At 60.8% G+C, this 14,508-nt stretch carries 13 protein-coding genes and 1 pseudogene; 7 read left to right on the top strand and 7 right to left on the bottom strand.

The annotated features are described in order from the left end of the window. Nucleotides 1-7 precede the first annotated feature (7 nt). The gene (locus tag BLT55_RS05110; protein ID WP_055001925.1) at nucleotides 8-1,453 is read right to left on the bottom strand and encodes a SulP family inorganic anion transporter; all 1,446 of its coding nucleotides are present in this window, start codon (nucleotides 1,451-1,453) and stop codon (nucleotides 8-10) included. 142 nt (nucleotides 1,454-1,595) lie between these two features. Here BLT55_RS05110 and ampC point away from each other — a divergent pair, with 142 nt between their 5' ends. Beyond that, entirely contained in the window at nucleotides 1,596-2,747 is a 1,152-nt protein-coding gene (gene ampC / locus BLT55_RS05105) for a class C beta-lactamase (protein ID WP_055001926.1), read from the top strand. On the opposite strand, the gene ada is transcribed toward ampC, so the two are convergent. Then, the gene (gene ada, locus BLT55_RS05100; protein ID WP_055001927.1) at nucleotides 2,740-3,816 is read right to left on the bottom strand and encodes a bifunctional DNA-binding transcriptional regulator/O6-methylguanine-DNA methyltransferase Ada; all 1,077 of its coding nucleotides are present in this window, start codon (nucleotides 3,814-3,816) and stop codon (nucleotides 2,740-2,742) included. The two genes, ampC and ada, sit on opposite strands and share 8 nt — an antisense overlap. A 70-nt stretch (nucleotides 3,817-3,886) precedes the next feature. Next, a complete protein-coding gene (locus BLT55_RS05095; RefSeq protein ID WP_074800127.1) occupies nucleotides 3,887-4,585 on the bottom strand; it encodes a DNA-3-methyladenine glycosylase family protein in 699 nt (232 codons plus the stop codon). A gap of 277 nt (nucleotides 4,586-4,862) precedes the next feature. Here BLT55_RS05095 and efeU point away from each other — a divergent pair, with 277 nt between their 5' ends. From efeU to efeO (BLT55_RS05075), 4 genes are read left to right on the top strand one after another with little or no spacing between them, the layout of a single operon-like run. Beyond that, complete coding sequence (gene efeU / locus BLT55_RS05090; protein WP_055001928.1) at nucleotides 4,863-5,717, top strand: iron uptake transporter permease EfeU; 855 nt, start codon at nucleotides 4,863-4,865, stop codon at nucleotides 5,715-5,717. Nucleotides 5,718-5,725: 8 nt separating this feature from the next. After that, nucleotides 5,726-6,934, top strand: coding sequence for an iron uptake system protein EfeO (gene efeO / locus BLT55_RS05085; protein ID WP_055001929.1), 1,209 nt, complete (start codon nucleotides 5,726-5,728; stop codon nucleotides 6,932-6,934). A gap of 24 nt (nucleotides 6,935-6,958) precedes the next feature. Beyond that, complete coding sequence (gene efeB / locus BLT55_RS05080; RefSeq protein ID WP_055001930.1) at nucleotides 6,959-8,281, top strand: iron uptake transporter deferrochelatase/peroxidase subunit; 1,323 nt, start codon at nucleotides 6,959-6,961, stop codon at nucleotides 8,279-8,281. A 29-nt stretch (nucleotides 8,282-8,310) separates the two neighbouring features. Next, complete coding sequence (gene efeO, locus BLT55_RS05075) at nucleotides 8,311-9,135, top strand: iron uptake system protein EfeO (RefSeq protein WP_055001931.1); 825 nt, start codon at nucleotides 8,311-8,313, stop codon at nucleotides 9,133-9,135. Between the two features lie 244 nt (nucleotides 9,136-9,379). Here efeO (BLT55_RS05075) and BLT55_RS05070 read toward each other — a convergent pair whose 3' ends face one another. From BLT55_RS05070 to BLT55_RS05060, 3 genes are all read right to left on the bottom strand, one after another. Beyond that, nucleotides 9,380-10,150, bottom strand: coding sequence for a molybdopterin-dependent oxidoreductase (locus tag BLT55_RS05070; RefSeq protein ID WP_055000786.1), 771 nt, complete (start codon nucleotides 10,148-10,150; stop codon nucleotides 9,380-9,382). Further along, complete coding sequence (locus BLT55_RS05065) at nucleotides 10,147-10,767, bottom strand: cytochrome b/b6 domain-containing protein (protein ID WP_007251188.1); 621 nt, start codon at nucleotides 10,765-10,767, stop codon at nucleotides 10,147-10,149. The genes BLT55_RS05070 and BLT55_RS05065 overlap by 4 nt, the downstream gene beginning before the upstream one ends. 84 nt (nucleotides 10,768-10,851) lie before the next feature. Next, entirely contained in the window at nucleotides 10,852-11,457 is a 606-nt protein-coding gene (locus tag BLT55_RS05060) for a hypothetical protein (RefSeq protein WP_007251187.1), read from the bottom strand. A gap of 170 nt (nucleotides 11,458-11,627) precedes the next feature. On the opposite strand from BLT55_RS05060, the gene BLT55_RS05055 reads away from it, so the two are divergent. After that, the gene (locus tag BLT55_RS05055) at nucleotides 11,628-12,323 is read left to right on the top strand and encodes a heavy metal response regulator transcription factor (protein WP_055000785.1); all 696 of its coding nucleotides are present in this window, start codon (nucleotides 11,628-11,630) and stop codon (nucleotides 12,321-12,323) included. After that, nucleotides 12,302-13,690: a heavy metal sensor histidine kinase gene (locus tag BLT55_RS05050; protein ID WP_055000784.1), complete on the top strand. Its 1,389-nt coding sequence runs from the start codon at nucleotides 12,302-12,304 to the stop codon at nucleotides 13,688-13,690. Before BLT55_RS05055 ends, BLT55_RS05050 begins: the two co-directional genes overlap by 22 nt. A 19-nt stretch (nucleotides 13,691-13,709) precedes the next feature. Here BLT55_RS05050 and BLT55_RS05045 read toward each other — a convergent pair. Further along, nucleotides 13,710-14,378 (bottom strand): annotated as a pseudogene (locus BLT55_RS05045) (polysaccharide lyase family 7 protein). Nucleotides 14,379-14,508 lie beyond the last annotated feature (130 nt).

Here is a 14,508-nt window from a genome sequence, read left to right as displayed (position 1 = left end):
ATATCCATCAAGCGTGCTGCACACCGGCGCGCTTGAGCAGCCGCTTGCAGCGCTCGGACAGGTGCACCACCCGCAAATGCTTACCTGCCTTGGCGTAGCGCTCACGCAAGGTTTTCAGCGCAGCAATGGCCGAGTAATCGACAAAGCTCAGGTGGCGACAGTCCAGAGTCACCTGCGCCGGGTCTTCAGCCGGCTGAAACTGATCCAGAAAAGGTGTGGTCGAGGCGAAGAACAGCGTGCCGTGCAGGTGATAAACTTTGCTGCCGTCCGGCTCGATATGGCTGTCAGCATACAGCTCACGGGCCTGCTGCCAGGCAAAGTTGATCGCGGCAATGATAATGCCGAACACCACTGCGGTGGCCAGATCGGTCAGCACCGTGACCACGGTCACGGCAATGATCGCCAGCACGTCGTTGACCGGTACTTTGCGCAGCACGCGCAGCGAGGCCCAGGCAAACGTCTGCTGGGCAACCACAAACATCACGCCGACCAGCGCCGCCAACGGGATGCGCTCGATCAGCGGCGACAGGAACAGCACGAACATCAGGATCATCATGCCCGCGACCACCCCGGACACCCGACCGCGTCCGCCGGAACTGAGGTTGATCACGGTCTGGCCGATCATCGCGCAACCGCCCATGCCGCCGAACGCACCGGACACCATGTTGGCAGCGCCCAGCGCCACACATTCGCGGTCCGGGTAGCCACGGGTTTCGGTGATCTCGTCAGTGAGGTTCAGGGTCAGCAGGGTTTCCAGCAGGCCGACCAGTGCCATCAGGATGGCGTAAGGCGCGATGATGCGCAGCGTCTCCAGACTCCACGGAATGTCCGGCAGGACGAAGACCGGCAGGCCGCCGGCGATGTGCGCCATGTCGCCGAGGGTGCGGGTCGGCAGGCCGAGCAGGTACACCGCCAGCCCGACACTCAGAATTGCCACCAGCGCCGGTGGTGCGACGCGGGTGATGCGTGGCAACAGGTAGACAATTGCCATGGTCAGCGCCACCAGGCCGAGCATCACGTACAGCGGCGTACCGCTGAGCCACGCTTCACCAACTTTGAAGTGCTCCAGTTGCGCCATTGCGATCACGATTGCCAGGCCATTGACGAAGCCGAGCATCACTGAATACGGCACCAGGCGTACCAGCTTGCCGAGCCGCAACAGCCCGAACAGGATCATGATCAAACCGCCAAGCAGCACCGTCGCCAGCAAATATTGCACGCCGTGTTGCACCACCAGCGCGACGATCACCACCGCCATCGAACCGGCTGCACCCGAGACCATGCCCGGACGGCCACCGAACAACGCCGTCAGTGTGCAGATGATGAACGCGCCGTAGAGCCCCATCAGCGGATTGAGATGGGCAACCAGCGCAAAAGCAATGCACTCGGGCACCAAGGCAAAGGAAGTGGTGAGCCCGGCCAGCACTTCGGCACGCATACGGATAGTTTTCATGGTTTACCTGCGCCGCGCTGCCTGGAGGAAGCGCAAAAAAGGGGGCATATTACGCAAACCTTTGACGACCGACCACCGCAGCCGGGTTTATGCATAAGCCTCCTGATGATCGGCACCTCCCCATAAAACAAGGAATTATCGAATGCAACGCCATGGAATGCTGCTCTGCGCAGGGCTGGTGCTGGTCAGCTCAATCGCTTGTGCCGAGGACGACACAGGCGCTTTTGACACGTTCGTGCGCACAGAAGCCGGCAAGGTGATGCAGCAAAACACGATTGCGGGTCTGGCCATCGCCATCACCCGCAATGGCAAACAGCAGTTTTACAACTACGGCGTGGCCTCGAAGGGCGAGGGTCAGGCGGTGTCCAGCGACACGCTGTTCGAACTCGGCTCGATCAGTAAAACGTTCACCGCCACGCTGGTCAGCTGGGCGCAGGCCAACGGGCAGCTATCACTGGCGCAGAGCATCGACACTTATATTCCGCAGTTGCAGGCAACGCGTCTGGGCAAAGTACCGGTTTACCATCTGGGTACGCACACGGCGGGTGGCTTCCCGCTTCAGGTGCCCGACCAGGTGCAGAATGCTCGCCAGTTGATGGCTTATTTCAAAGCCTGGCAGCCTGAGTATTTGCCCGGCACCCACCGCACCTATGCCAACCCCAGCGTAGGGCTGCTCGGCATGGTCGCGGCACGCAGCATGAAGATGCCATTTGAAGACGCCCTGCAACAACGGCTGTTTCCGGCGCTGGGCCTGAACAGCACGTATGTCACGGTGCCTGATGAAAAGCAGGCGCTTTATGCGCAGGGCTACAACAAGCTCGACGAACCGGTCAGGGTCAACCCGGGTCCGCTGGCGGCTGAAGCCTACGGCGTGAAATCAAGCAGCCGCGACCTGATCCGCTTCGTCGAAGCCAACCTAGGCCTCGGCCAGTATGACGCCCCGTTGCGACAAGCCCTTAACGACACACGAATCGGCTATTTCAAGATCGGCGGCATGACCCAGGACCTGATCTGGGAACAGTACCCGATGCCGGTGCGCCTGGAGCAACTGCTTGAGGGCAACGCCAGTGCCATGCTGAACACCATCAAGGCCGATGCCATCGAACCACCGCAGGCAGCGCAAACTGCCGCCTGGGTCAACAAGACCGGCTCGACCAACGGTTTTGGTGGTTACGTGGCGTTCATACCGGAGAAGCAGTTCGGCATTGTGATTCTGGCCAACAAAAACTACCCGAACGAAGAGCGGGTCAAGCTGGCCTACCGGATTCTGCAACAAGCCGCGCCATTCAATTAAACAGCCCTGTCTTACCGCCCGATTCGATTTCAAGCAGCTTGCGCTTGCGCTCGACACCCCAGCGATAACCGGACAACGAGCCATCGCTGCGCACCACGCGATGGCACGGGATGGCGACGGCGAGCGTGTTTGCACCACAAGCGTTGGCCACAGCGCGAACCGCGCTGGGCATGCCTAACTGAGTCGCGATCTCCGTGTAGGTGGCGGTGGATCCGGCAGGTATGTTTCTGAGCGCCTGCCAGACCCGCTCCTGAAACACCGTGCCGCGAATGTCCAGCGGCAGTGCGAGACCCGTGGCGGGCGATTCGACAAAACCCACAACCGTCGCGATCAGTGCTTCGAACTGCGCGTCCCCGCCGATCAGATTAGCGTTGGGGAATTGGTCCTGAAAGCGCTCGATCAAGGCGCCGGGATCGTCGCCGAGCGAAATGGCGCAGATGCCTTTGCTGCTGGTGGCCACCAGAATGGACCCCAGCGAACTTTCGCCCAACGCGAAGCGGATATCGACATTGGCGCCGCCCGCGCGGTATTCGGAAGGTTTCATGCCGAGCATATCCTGTGAAGCCTCATAGAAACGACTGCTGGAGTTGTAACCCGCCTGATAAAGCGCACGGGTAATCGTCACGTCGTCGGCCAACTGGACCTTCGTGCGCGAGCGCATCGACGCCAGGCTATAGGCCTTGGGTGTCAATCCGGTGAGCTTTTTGAAAACACGGTGAAAATAGAAGCTGCTCATGCCGACCTGCTCGGCCAGCTCAGTCAGATCAGGCATCGAAACGGCGGCATCCAAGAACCTGCAAGCTTCGGCAACGGCCGCCGCGTGTTTGAGCGCTACCGTTTGCCGGTCACTGCCGCTGCGTCTGGAGGGACGAAAACCCGCGGCTTCGGCTTCGCCCGCGGTGGCAAAAAACACGACGTTTTCCGGACGCGGAAGCCTGCTCGGACTGTCGGGCCTGCAATAGACACCGGTTGTCAGCACGCCGTAAACAAAATCAGCGCTGGCTGCCGAGCGGCGGTTAACCAGCATGACCCAGCGCGGATCGTCTTCAGTCCGTTTCATGCTGTCCATCGTGTGCCCCCGCTTTGATTTCTGGTGAGCCTATCCCTGCCCGGCCCGTCAAACACTCCGGGTCTTGCTTTTAAATTCGAGAAACGTCGATCTCGCTGAAGTCCGTCGGTACACGCCACAAATACCAGGCAGCAATCGTCCGGTAAGGCGCGAACCGTTCGGCAAGCCGTGACATTTCCCGGTGGTTCGGTTTGAGGGCCAGAGCATACAGCCGTCGATAACCTTCGCACACGCCGAAGTCGCTGGCAGGCATGACATCCAGTTGACCAAGCCCATAGATGAGCATCATTTCGACCGTCCAGCGCCCTACCCCCGGCAACTGGATGAGGCGTTCGATGAGTTCATCGTTGCTCATCGCAAGCGCTACGCTGACGTCAGGCACAAGACCGTCCAACCGCGCAGCGGCAATTGCCTTGATCGCCCGGCATTTCGATGCCGAGAAACCACAGGAACGCAGTGCCTGATCATCCAGCGCTACCAGCGACTGAGCATCCGGAAAACGCTCGTCGGTAAACAGCGCACGTAGCCTCATGACCATCGCGTCACCCGCCCTGGCGTGCAGTTGCTGATAAGCAACGGCCTTGACCAGCGCCTGAAACGGATCCTGCGCCGCCGTAACCGGATGCAGACAAGGGCCGACGTGCTCGATCAGTGATTGCCAATGCCTGTCGATGGCCCTGAGCGATTCGACAGCTTGGGCATGCGGCGCCTCGGTCTGGTCAGTGTGCTGGTTACGGTCGCTGCCAAAGGTGTCTGATTCTGCTGACATCGGATTTCCAAATGAATTGAGGCGAACGACACACTCACCCGGTGCTACATCATGCCCAACTTCAACGAAGATCCCGCAAAGAGCAGTAAAAAGCGCACGAAAAAAGTGCAGGCCCGGCGATCAGCCAGCTGAACCTCGCCTGAACAACCTGCCAAAAACCACAAGCAGACCAAAAACAACTACCCGCATTCAAGAATGAGTATCATTATGTTACGCAGTGTTTCCGGCTGACGGCTCGCCGAACCACGCTCACTCTTCTGTCTCGACCCGGTGGGATATGCTCGTTCCGTTTTTGATCATGCTGCGCGAAGGCATCGAAGCTGCGCTTATTGTTGGCATCATCGCCAGCTACCTGAAACAGACCGGTCGCGGCGAGTGGATGCCTGCGGTGTGGGTTGGTGTGTTCCTCGCCGCCGCGCTATCGCTGTTTGTCGGTGGCGGGCTGGAGTTGATGAGCGCCGAATTTCCGCAAAAGCAGCAGGAATTGTTCGAAGGCATCGTCGGCCTGATCGCGGTAGGCATTCTCAGTTCGATGGTGTTCTGGATGCGCAAAGTGGCGCGCTCTATCAAGCACGCGCTGCACGAATCACTGGACGCCGCCCTCGCCGGCTCGAAAAACCAGACCTACGCGCTGATCGCCATGGTGTTTTTTGCTGTGGCCCGCGAAGGGCTGGAAACCGTATTTTTTCTGCTCGCTGTATTTCAGCAAAGCGAAGGCTCGGGCGCGCCGCTGGGTGCCCTGCTCGGCCTGTTGCTGGCCGTCGGTTTCGGCGTGGCGATCTACAGCGGCAGCATGCGCCTGAACCTGGGCCTGTTTTTCCGCTGGACCGGGCTGTTCATCCTGGTGGTGGCGGCGGGCATACTCGCCAACTCCGTGCAGGCGCTGCATGAAGCCGGCGTGTGGAATCACCTGCAAGGCGTGGTCTTCGACATCAGCGCGCTGCTGCCGATGGACGGCCCGGCCGGCTCGGTCCTGGCCGGCATGTTCGGCTATCAGGACGCGCCGACGGTCAGCACGCTGAGCGTTTATCTGATTTACCTGATCGGGGCACTGGTGCTGTTTTTCATGCCGCACACCCCAAAGGCCAGCAAACCGCTTCAGCCGCACCCATCTTCCGTTACGAACGAATAAGGGCACTCATGTCTAACCGTCCCTCAGGGCTTTCCGGGAAAGCCCGGCCGCCCCGTGTCCTGCGATTGGCCGTTGCAGGCTCAGTAATCCTGATGAGTGCAGCAGGCGGGCTGTTCTATTACGCCTCGCAAGTGGCCGCCAAAAAACGTGCGGCCAATGCCGGCACTGAAACCGTGGTCAATATTCACGCACATAATTGCGAGCCGAACGCTCTGACCGTGGCGGCAGGCAAGAACGCCTTCCGTATCGTCAACCGCTCCGAACGGGCCGTCGAATGGGAGATTCTCGACGGTGTGCTGGTGATCGAGGAGCGGGAAAACATCGCGCCGGGTCTGAGCCAAGTGATCAACGCCAATCTGGCACCGGGCGATTACGCCATTACCTGCGGCCTGCTCAGCAACCCGCGTGGCACTTTGCACGTCACGCCGACCGCCGAGTCCGACGCCAAGGCCAAGGCACGCCCGTCGATGACCGCATTCATCGGCCCGCTTTCCGAATACCGGGTGTACCTGAGCCTGCAAGGTTCGGCACTGATCAAGGCCGTCACCGCGTTGCAAGAGGCCATCGACGCTGGCGACCTGAGCGCCGCGCAGGCGGCCTACCTGCCCGCCCGCGCGGCTTATCAGCGTATTGCGCCTGCCGCACAGCGCCTGTCGGAACTGGACAATGCGATCAACGCCCGCGCCGATTATTACGAGAAGCGTGAGCAGGATCCGGGCTTTACCGGCTTCCACCGCATCGAATACGCGCTGTTCGAGCGGCACAGCGTCGAGGGTTTGTCGACGGTCGCCCAACGGTTGCAGGCGGATGTTACCCAGCTCAAGCAACAGTTGCTGGCGCAATCCCTGAAGCCGGAACAGCTGCCAGCCATTGCGACCCGCACACTGCGCAGCCTGGCCGATGTACGCAGCAACGGCGAGGAGGAACGCTATAGCCACAGCGACCTCAACGGCTTCGCTGCCAATCTGGACGGCACGCGCAAGATTGTCGATCTGCTGCGTCCGCTGCTGACCCGCAGTGCAGAGGAACTGCTGCAGAAAATCGATGCCGCGATGGCCGATCTGGATACCACCCTCGATGCGTTGAGCACGGCGGACGGCTACCGCCCTTACGACCAGGTGGACGCCGCGCAACGTCAGCAAATCGCGGCCAAGGCTGGCGCACTGGCTGACGCACTCGACGGTATCGACTCGGCTCTTGGCCTTTCTGACCTCTGATCCACTGGAGCACAGCACCTCACGATGAAAAATCCGGACAGCAATCCAGACGCCACTAACGCCCCCGCCTCCCTGCAGCGTCGCCGAGTCCTGATGGGCCTCGGCGCTGCCGGTGCGGCGCTGGCTGGAAGCAGCCTGAGTGGCAACGCGCTTGCCGCAGCGCCCGCGCAGGTCGCAGAAGCGCCGAACAGCGAAAAAACCCGGGATCGCAATACTTATTACGGCGTGCATCAGACCGGCATCGTCAACCCGCGCCCGGCCGCTGGCATGCTGGTGGCCTTCGACGTGTTGGCTGCCGACCGTGACGACCTGGAACGCCTGTTCCGCACGCTCAACGAGCGCATCGCCTTTCTGATGACCGGCGGGCCGGTGCCGGAAGTCGATCCGAAACTGCCGCCGCTGGACTCAGGCATCCTCGGCCCGGTGGTGACGCCGGACAATCTGACCATCACGGTGTCGGTGGGCGAATCGCTGTTCGATGAGCGCTTCGGTCTGGCCTCGGTGAAACCCAAGCGTTTGAGCCGCATGACCGGCTTTCCCAACGATGCGCTGGACCCGGCCAGCTGCCATGGCGACCTGAGTATCCAGTTCTGCGCCAACAGCGCAGACAGCAACATTCACGCCCTGCGCGACATCGTCAAAAACCTGCCCGACCTGCTGCTGGTGCGCTGGAAGCAGGAAGGCAGCGTACCGCCTCAGGCCCCGAAAAAACCTGGCCAGCCGCCCGAAAGCGCGCGCAACTTTCTCGGCTTCCGCGATGGCTCGGCCAACCCCGATTCCAACAACCAGAAGACCATGAACGAACTGGTCTGGGTACAACCGGGCAGCGACGAACCGGCCTGGGCGGCCAACGGCAGCTATCAGGCGGTGCGCATCATCCGCAACTTCGTCGAGCGCTGGGACCGCACGCCGCTGCAGGAACAGGAATCAATCTTCGGCCGCAGCAAAACCACCGTCGCGCCCATGGACGGCAAGGTCGAGACTGACGTGCCGAACTATGCGGCTGATCCGGAGGGCAAGAAAACCCGACTCGATTCGCACATCCGTCTGGCCAACCCGCGCACCGCCGAGACCCAGCGCAACCTGATCCTGCGCCGCCCGTTCAACTACTCCAACGGTGTGAACAAGAACGGTCAGCTGGACATGGGCCTGCTGTTTATCTGCTATCAGGCCGATCTGGAAAAAGGCTTTATCACGGTACAGACCCGTCTCAATGGTGAACCGCTGGAGGAATACCTCAAGCCGGTCGGCGGCGGCTATTTCTTCACCCTGCCGGGGGTTACCGGCGAACAGGATTTCATCGGCCGCTCGCTGCTGGCGGCCGCATCGACCCGGCAAACCGCATGACCTATCCACTCCTGACCCGGAAGACACTCATGAAAAAAACGCCTTTGGCCCTGCTCCTGACACTTGGCCTGCTTCAGACCCCGCTGGCCGCCCTCGCCGCCACCGCACCACTGGACCTGGTGGGCCCGGTGTCGGATTACAAGATTTACGTGACCGAGAACATCGAAGAACTGGTCAGCCACACCCAGAAATTCACCGATGCGGTGAAGAAAGGCGACATCGCGACGGCCAAGAAACTCTACGCCCCGACTCGTGTGTACTACGAGTCGGTCGAGCCGATTGCCGAGCTGTTCAGTGACCTGGATGCGTCCATCGACTCGCGTGTCGACGACCACGAGCAAGGTGTGACGGCTGAAGATTTCACCGGTTTCCATCGACTGGAATACGCGCTGTTCTCGCAGAACAGTACCAAGGACCAAGGCCCGATTGCCGACAAACTGTTGAGCGACGTCAAGGACCTGGAAAAACGCGTGGCCGAGTTGACCTTCCCGCCTGAAAAAGTCGTCGGCGGCGCGGCAGCCTTGCTGGAAGAAGTGGCCGCGACCAAGATTTCCGGTGAAGAAGACCGTTACAGCCACACCGACCTGTATGACTTCCAGGGCAACATCGACGGCGCGAAGAAAATCGTCGACCTGTTCCGTCCGCAGATCGAACAGCAGGACAAAGCCTTCTCCGCCAAAGTCGACAAGAACTTCGCCAGCGTGGAAAAAATACTCGCCAAATACAAGACCCAGGACGGCGGCTTCGAGACCTACGACAAGGTCAAGGAAAACGACCGCAAAGCCCTGGTCGGCCCGGTCAACACCCTGGCCGAAGACCTCTCGACCCTGCGCGGCAAGCTGGGGTTGAATTGAGCTGACGTTTTGCTGCCGGTTCCCGGCAGTTCGCGGACAAACGAAGCGTCGCCCGGTCCGCTACCCACAGCAGCCTGGAGTTTCTGTCCGCAGCGTGGGAGCGGACTTGTCCGCGAAGACGGTAGTTCAGACAATATATTTTCGGAGGATGTATCGGCCCTTTCGCGGACAAGTCCGCTCCCACAAAAAAGCGAAGCGTCGCCCGGTCCGCTCCCACACAAGCGAAGCGTTGCCCGGTGCGCCTCTAGATCCCGCTGAACCAGTTGTAGCCCTGATCCTCCCAATACCCGCCGCGGTTTTCGTTGCTGACGAAGATCTCGACGATGTGCTTGGGGTTCTTGAAGCCCAGCTTGGTCGGCACCCGCACGCGCAGCGGGTAGCCATAGTCCGGCGGCAGGGCGACTTCGCCAAAGTCCAGTGCCAGCAGGGTTTGCGGATGCAGCGCGGTGGGCATGTCCAGGCTCGAGTAATAGCGGTCGGCGCATTTGAAACCGACGAAACGTGCGGTGGTATCCGCGCCGATGTACTCGAGAAACGTCTTCAGCGGCACGCCGCCCCACTGCCCTACCGCACTCCAGCCTTCGATACAGATCAGCCGCGTGATGTCGGTGCGTTGCGGCAATTTGCGCAGTGCTTCCAGCGTCCACGGCTGCTTGTCACGCACCAGCCCGGACACCGCCAGCCGGTAATCGGCGAGTTCCAGCTCGGGCACGTTGTACTCGGGGTAGAACGCATTGAACGGGAACGGATTGGTCAGCTGCGCCTTGCTGTAGGTCGGGGCCAGTTTCTGGCCGTTGAACAGCCAGGCCTGAACCCGGTCGTTCCAGCGCGACATGGCCCACAGCACCTTATCGACCTGATCGCCGTCCTGCAGATTACAGCCGGTCAGCATCGACATCGCCCCCACGGTCAGCCCTGCTCGCAGGAAAGAACGACGCTGAATATCGATCAACTGGCTTTGCTGCGCGGGCTCCAGGCGGATGCGCTGGGTGATGCGTTTACGAGGTTCGTTCATGGTTTGGCAGTTCCATCTTCGTTCGGCTGGCGACCGCCGGTAATCATCGGTAACAAGGTACTGGGCACCAGCACTACCAACAGCAGGTGAACCACAACAAACGCGCCGATCGCCGCCATGGCACCAAAATGCACCCAGCGGGCAAAATCGAAACCGCCCAGCAACGCAACCAGCCCCTGAAATTGCACCGGTTTCCAGATGGCCAGCCCGGACACCACTACCAATACGCCCATGATCAGCACCAGCCAGTACATCAGACGTTGCACGGCGTTATACCGACCTTTGACATGGGCCAGCCGAAAATGCAGTGCATCACTCATGTCACGCTTCACTTCCGAAGGCCGGACCGGCAGCAGGTCGCGTTTGAAATGGCGACTGAACACGCCATACAGCACATAAATCAGGCCGTTGATGACCAACAGCCACATCACTGCGAAATGCCAGGCAATGGAACCGCCCAGCCAGCCGCCGAGTGTCAGGAATTTGGGAAAGGTGAACGGCATCAGCGGCGATGCGTTGTAAATGGCCCAACCGCTCATGAACATGCAGACCATGCCCACCGCGTTGACCCAATGAGTCAGACGCACCGGCCAGGGATGAATGGGGCGGGTTTTCATGTCGAGATCCTTCTGAATCAGGCATAGCCGCACTGTGCGCGGGCAGGCGACCAGCGCCGCCTGCCGTCACGCTGTCGGCTGCAATTACATCGGCGGGGTGAAACCGTCTTTGCCGACCGCCACACCACGTGCCGACTTGCCGTCGTCAGCCGGGAACAGCACGACTTTGGCACCGGCTTTCAGCTCGCTGCGCTGGCCTGGTTCAACGTAGGCAATCGGCACGTCTTCCGGCACCACCAGTTGCTTCTCGCCACCCTTGTATTGAACGGTCAGGGTGCGGCCATTGGCCTTGGACAGCGTGCCCACGGTGCCATTAGTCATGGTGCCGGTCGTGCCGTCGGCATTTTCCCAGCCATAGTGACCCTCACCGCTGCCCTTCAGGCTCGGCTCGAAAACGGTGACCTCCAGCGCTTTCAGCGTGCCGTCGGCCTGTGGGATAGCCGCCGAGCCGACAAAGCTGTCGGCCTTGATCGACTCCAGATCAGCCTTGGACACCAGGCGGATGCCGGTCTTGTCGGTCAGTTGAATGCTCTGGTGCTGGCCCGCACGGGTAGTGAAATTGAGGGTGTCGGCCTGCAGGCTATCGACGGTCCCGCGCATCGGCTTGACTACCGGCATGTCGGCAGCCTGGGTCATGACAGCGGCGCTGAGCAACAGCAGGCCAAACGTGGTGGAGAGTGCAGTCTTCATCAGTACTTCCTTGGCAGTTGAGATCTGAAAGCCATCCTTGCACCGCTACCGGCACCGCAAAATGACCGGGCAATGACATTTTTGTCATTCGCCGGACACCTTGTCGGCAACTGGTTAGACTCCGGCATCGGCGCAGCGAGGGCGCCTGCAACAGCGTAGCGGACAAAACGATGCATATCCTGCTGATTGAAGACGACACCAAGACTGGCGAGTACCTGAAGAAGGGCCTCGGCGAATCCGGCTACGTGGTCGACTGGACCCGGCACGGGGCCGACGGCCTGCACCTGGCGCTGGAGAACCGCTATGACCTGATCGCGCTGGACGTGATGCTGCCGGGCATCGACGGCTTTCAGATCATCGAAGTGCTGCGTGCCCGGCAGGACGTGCCGGTGCTGTTTCTGACCGCCCGCGACCAGTTGCAGGACCGGATTCGTGGCCTGGAGCTGGGCGCCGACGATTACCTGGTCAAACCGTTTTCCTTCACTGAGCTGCTGCTGCTGCTGCGCATCCGCACCATCCTGCGCCGTGGCGTGGTGCGCGAGGCCGATCATTTTCATTTGGCAGACCTGGAACTCGATCTGCTGCGCCGCCGGGTGACACGTCAACAACAGGTCATCGTGCTGACCAACAAGGAGTTCGCCCTGCTGCATCTGTTGCTGCGCCGCGAAGGCGACGTGCTGTCACGGGCACAGATTGCCTCCGAGGTCTGGGACATGAATTTCGACAGCGACACCAATGTGGTGGACGTCGCCATCAAGCGCCTGCGCAGCAAGGTCGACCTGCCCTACCCGGTCAAGCTCATCCATACGGTGCGCGGCATCGGCTACGTGTGCGAGGTGCGGCCATGCGACGTCAGCCTTCCCTGACACTGCGTTCGACCCTCGCCTTTGCGCTGGTGGCGATGCTGACCGTCAGCGGCGCGGGCCTGTACCTGTATCAGTCCATCGAGCAGACCGTCATGCAACGCAGCGACCACGCGGTACTGGCGCGGCTCGACCATTTCCGCAAGCTGCTGCGCTACGACCTGAGCCTGGACACCCTCAAAGGCAGCCCGCAACTGTTCGAGAACATGCTCGACAGCGAGGAAGACATCTTCATCATTGGCGAGCCGGGCAAGCCACCGGTGATATCGGTCAACCCGCAACACGCGCCGTTGCCGGAGCTGCCCACCGTGGCGCAAGACCAACCGTTGCAAGTCGATGACCTGCGCAGCGGCATGAGCCTGCAAGGTGTGCCATTGCGCGCGGCGGCGGCACAGTTCATGTCCAATGGCGTCGAGGTGCGTTTGCAGGCCGCGCACCTGATGGTCAAGGAAATGGCCATGCTCGCCAGCTTTCGTCAGCGCATCTACATCGCAGTGGCGCTGGCGTTTCTGATCACTGCGGCGCTCGGCTATGTGCTGTTGCGACGTGGCCTGCGGCCATTGCGCAGAATGGCCGCGCACGCGGCGGCGATCACCCCGGCCAGCCTGCATAAACGCCTCGACAGCCGGGATACACCGGTCGAGCTGCAACAACTGAGCGACGCTTTCAATGCCATGCTGGACCGGCTGGACGACGGTTATCGACGCCTGATGCAGTTTTCCGCCGACCTTGCCCACGAGATTCGCACCCCGGTCGGTTCGCTGATGGGCCATTGCCAGGTTGCCCTGAGGCAGAACCGCAGCGTCGATGAATACCAGGCGCTGCTGGCGTCGAATCTGGAAGAACTGGAACGCGTCTCGCGGCTGGTGGAAAGCATCCTGTTTCTGGCGCGAGCCGACGAAGCCCAGGCGGCGCTGGAACGTCAGTCACTGGACCTGCACGATGAGCTGCAGCGGGTGGCAGGCTATTTCGAAGGGCTGGCGGAAGAGCGCGACCTGACACTGAGCATCCATGGGCACGGCACGTTGCGGGCCGACCCGATCCTGCTGCGCCGCGCGCTGAGCAATCTGGTGGCCAACGCCATTCGCTATGCGGATGAAAACAGCGAGATTCAGCTGCGTGTCGCAGTTGTTGATCGAACCTGGAGAATCGATGTGCAAAACCGGGGGCCGGTACTGCCGGAGGCCACCCTCGCCCGGCTGTTCGACCGTTTCTACCGTGGCGACGCTTCGCGCCATGAAAGTTCGGACTCCAATGGTCTGGGTCTGGCGATTGTCACAGCGATCATGCATTTGCATGGCGGTCGGGTCGAAGTCGCTCAACCCGCCGCTGGCAGCATCTGCTTCAGCCTGATTTTTCCAGCGACGTGAGGCGTGCGGCGCATCAGGATCAAGTCTTCTTCTCGTGGGCAATCGCCAGTTTGTAGAACGTGGCCGAGCCGCCTTCAGTGGTGTAGCCCGTGTTGTCCTGGGTGTAGACCCCGGCTTTGAAGTAGAACAGCTTGCTCGCCCAGGCAGCATCCAGTTTGGCGTACCAGACCGCGTCAAAGGCATTGACCGTCAGATCACCGGTAGACGACAGGTTGATGGTGTAGTTGAACTGCTGATCGAGCGGTACGCCCTGCGCAATGGTGATGACTTCGATTTCCGAGTCTGGCGTGCGGCGAAACTTGGCGACGATGTTGCCGGTCTTGAGCTTCTCCTTGTACTGGTACTCCACCTTCAACAGCGGCTCAGTGCTTTGAAAGCAGTGAATCTGGCCGATCACGATTTTGCCGCTGGACGGCACCTGATCGACTTCCAGGGTCGCGCGCAGAAAATTGTTGGCGCTGGAATAAGCCCAGTTGAAGACCCTGCCGTCGGACGTTGTCTCGCGCAATTCAGAACGCGGGTACTTGGCGTTCTCGGTGGTCGAGCCGGTCACCGGTGCCCAGAAAAACAGGGTGTCCCCTGATTGGAAATAACCATCCCGATAGCCCTTCATCAGCTTGGGGGTTTCGATGATGGTGGCAGGACTTCCGGTAGGGACGGAGAGATTCTAGGTGGCAAGGTCAATCATGGGGTAGCTCGCAGGGTACGCGTTGCGCACCAGCAGGATGGCTCTGGAACGGGCATGCAAGTCCGTTGCGTTCAGCCAGACTATCGGCTCAATCGTTTAATTTTTAAACAGCGGCGACAACGATTTGGCG

It is taken from the genome of Pseudomonas cannabina, from assembly GCF_900100365.1.
Taxonomy (GTDB): domain Bacteria; phylum Pseudomonadota; class Gammaproteobacteria; order Pseudomonadales; family Pseudomonadaceae; genus Aquipseudomonas; species Aquipseudomonas cannabina.
The sequence above is the reverse complement of the archived record's forward strand: the minus strand, read 5'-3'. Positions and strand labels throughout refer to the sequence as shown.

What these genes read in the sequence shown, in the direction of transcription:
- BLT55_RS05110 (WP_055001925.1), bottom strand. Translation starts at nt 1,453, where the DNA reads ATGAAAACTATCCGTATGCGTGCCGAAGTGCTGGCCGGGCTCACCACT.
- ampC (WP_055001926.1), top strand. Translation starts at nt 1,596, where the DNA reads ATGCAACGCCATGGAATGCTGCTCTGCGCAGGGCTGGTGCTGGTCAGC.
- ada (WP_055001927.1), bottom strand. Translation starts at nt 3,816, where the DNA reads ATGGACAGCATGAAACGGACTGAAGACGATCCGCGCTGGGTCATGCTG.
- BLT55_RS05095 (WP_074800127.1), bottom strand. Translation starts at nt 4,585, where the DNA reads ATGTCAGCAGAATCAGACACCTTTGGCAGCGACCGTAACCAGCACACT.
- efeU (WP_055001928.1), top strand. Translation starts at nt 4,863, where the DNA reads ATGCTCGTTCCGTTTTTGATCATGCTGCGCGAAGGCATCGAAGCTGCG.
- efeO (WP_055001929.1), top strand. Translation starts at nt 5,726, where the DNA reads ATGTCTAACCGTCCCTCAGGGCTTTCCGGGAAAGCCCGGCCGCCCCGT.
- efeB (WP_055001930.1), top strand. Translation starts at nt 6,959, where the DNA reads ATGAAAAATCCGGACAGCAATCCAGACGCCACTAACGCCCCCGCCTCC.
- efeO (WP_055001931.1), top strand. Translation starts at nt 8,311, where the DNA reads ATGAAAAAAACGCCTTTGGCCCTGCTCCTGACACTTGGCCTGCTTCAG.
- BLT55_RS05070 (WP_055000786.1), bottom strand. Translation starts at nt 10,150, where the DNA reads ATGAACGAACCTCGTAAACGCATCACCCAGCGCATCCGCCTGGAGCCC.
- BLT55_RS05065 (WP_007251188.1), bottom strand. Translation starts at nt 10,767, where the DNA reads ATGAAAACCCGCCCCATTCATCCCTGGCCGGTGCGTCTGACTCATTGG.
- BLT55_RS05060 (WP_007251187.1), bottom strand. Translation starts at nt 11,457, where the DNA reads ATGAAGACTGCACTCTCCACCACGTTTGGCCTGCTGTTGCTCAGCGCC.
- BLT55_RS05055 (WP_055000785.1), top strand. Translation starts at nt 11,628, where the DNA reads ATGCATATCCTGCTGATTGAAGACGACACCAAGACTGGCGAGTACCTG.
- BLT55_RS05050 (WP_055000784.1), top strand. Translation starts at nt 12,302, where the DNA reads ATGCGACGTCAGCCTTCCCTGACACTGCGTTCGACCCTCGCCTTTGCG.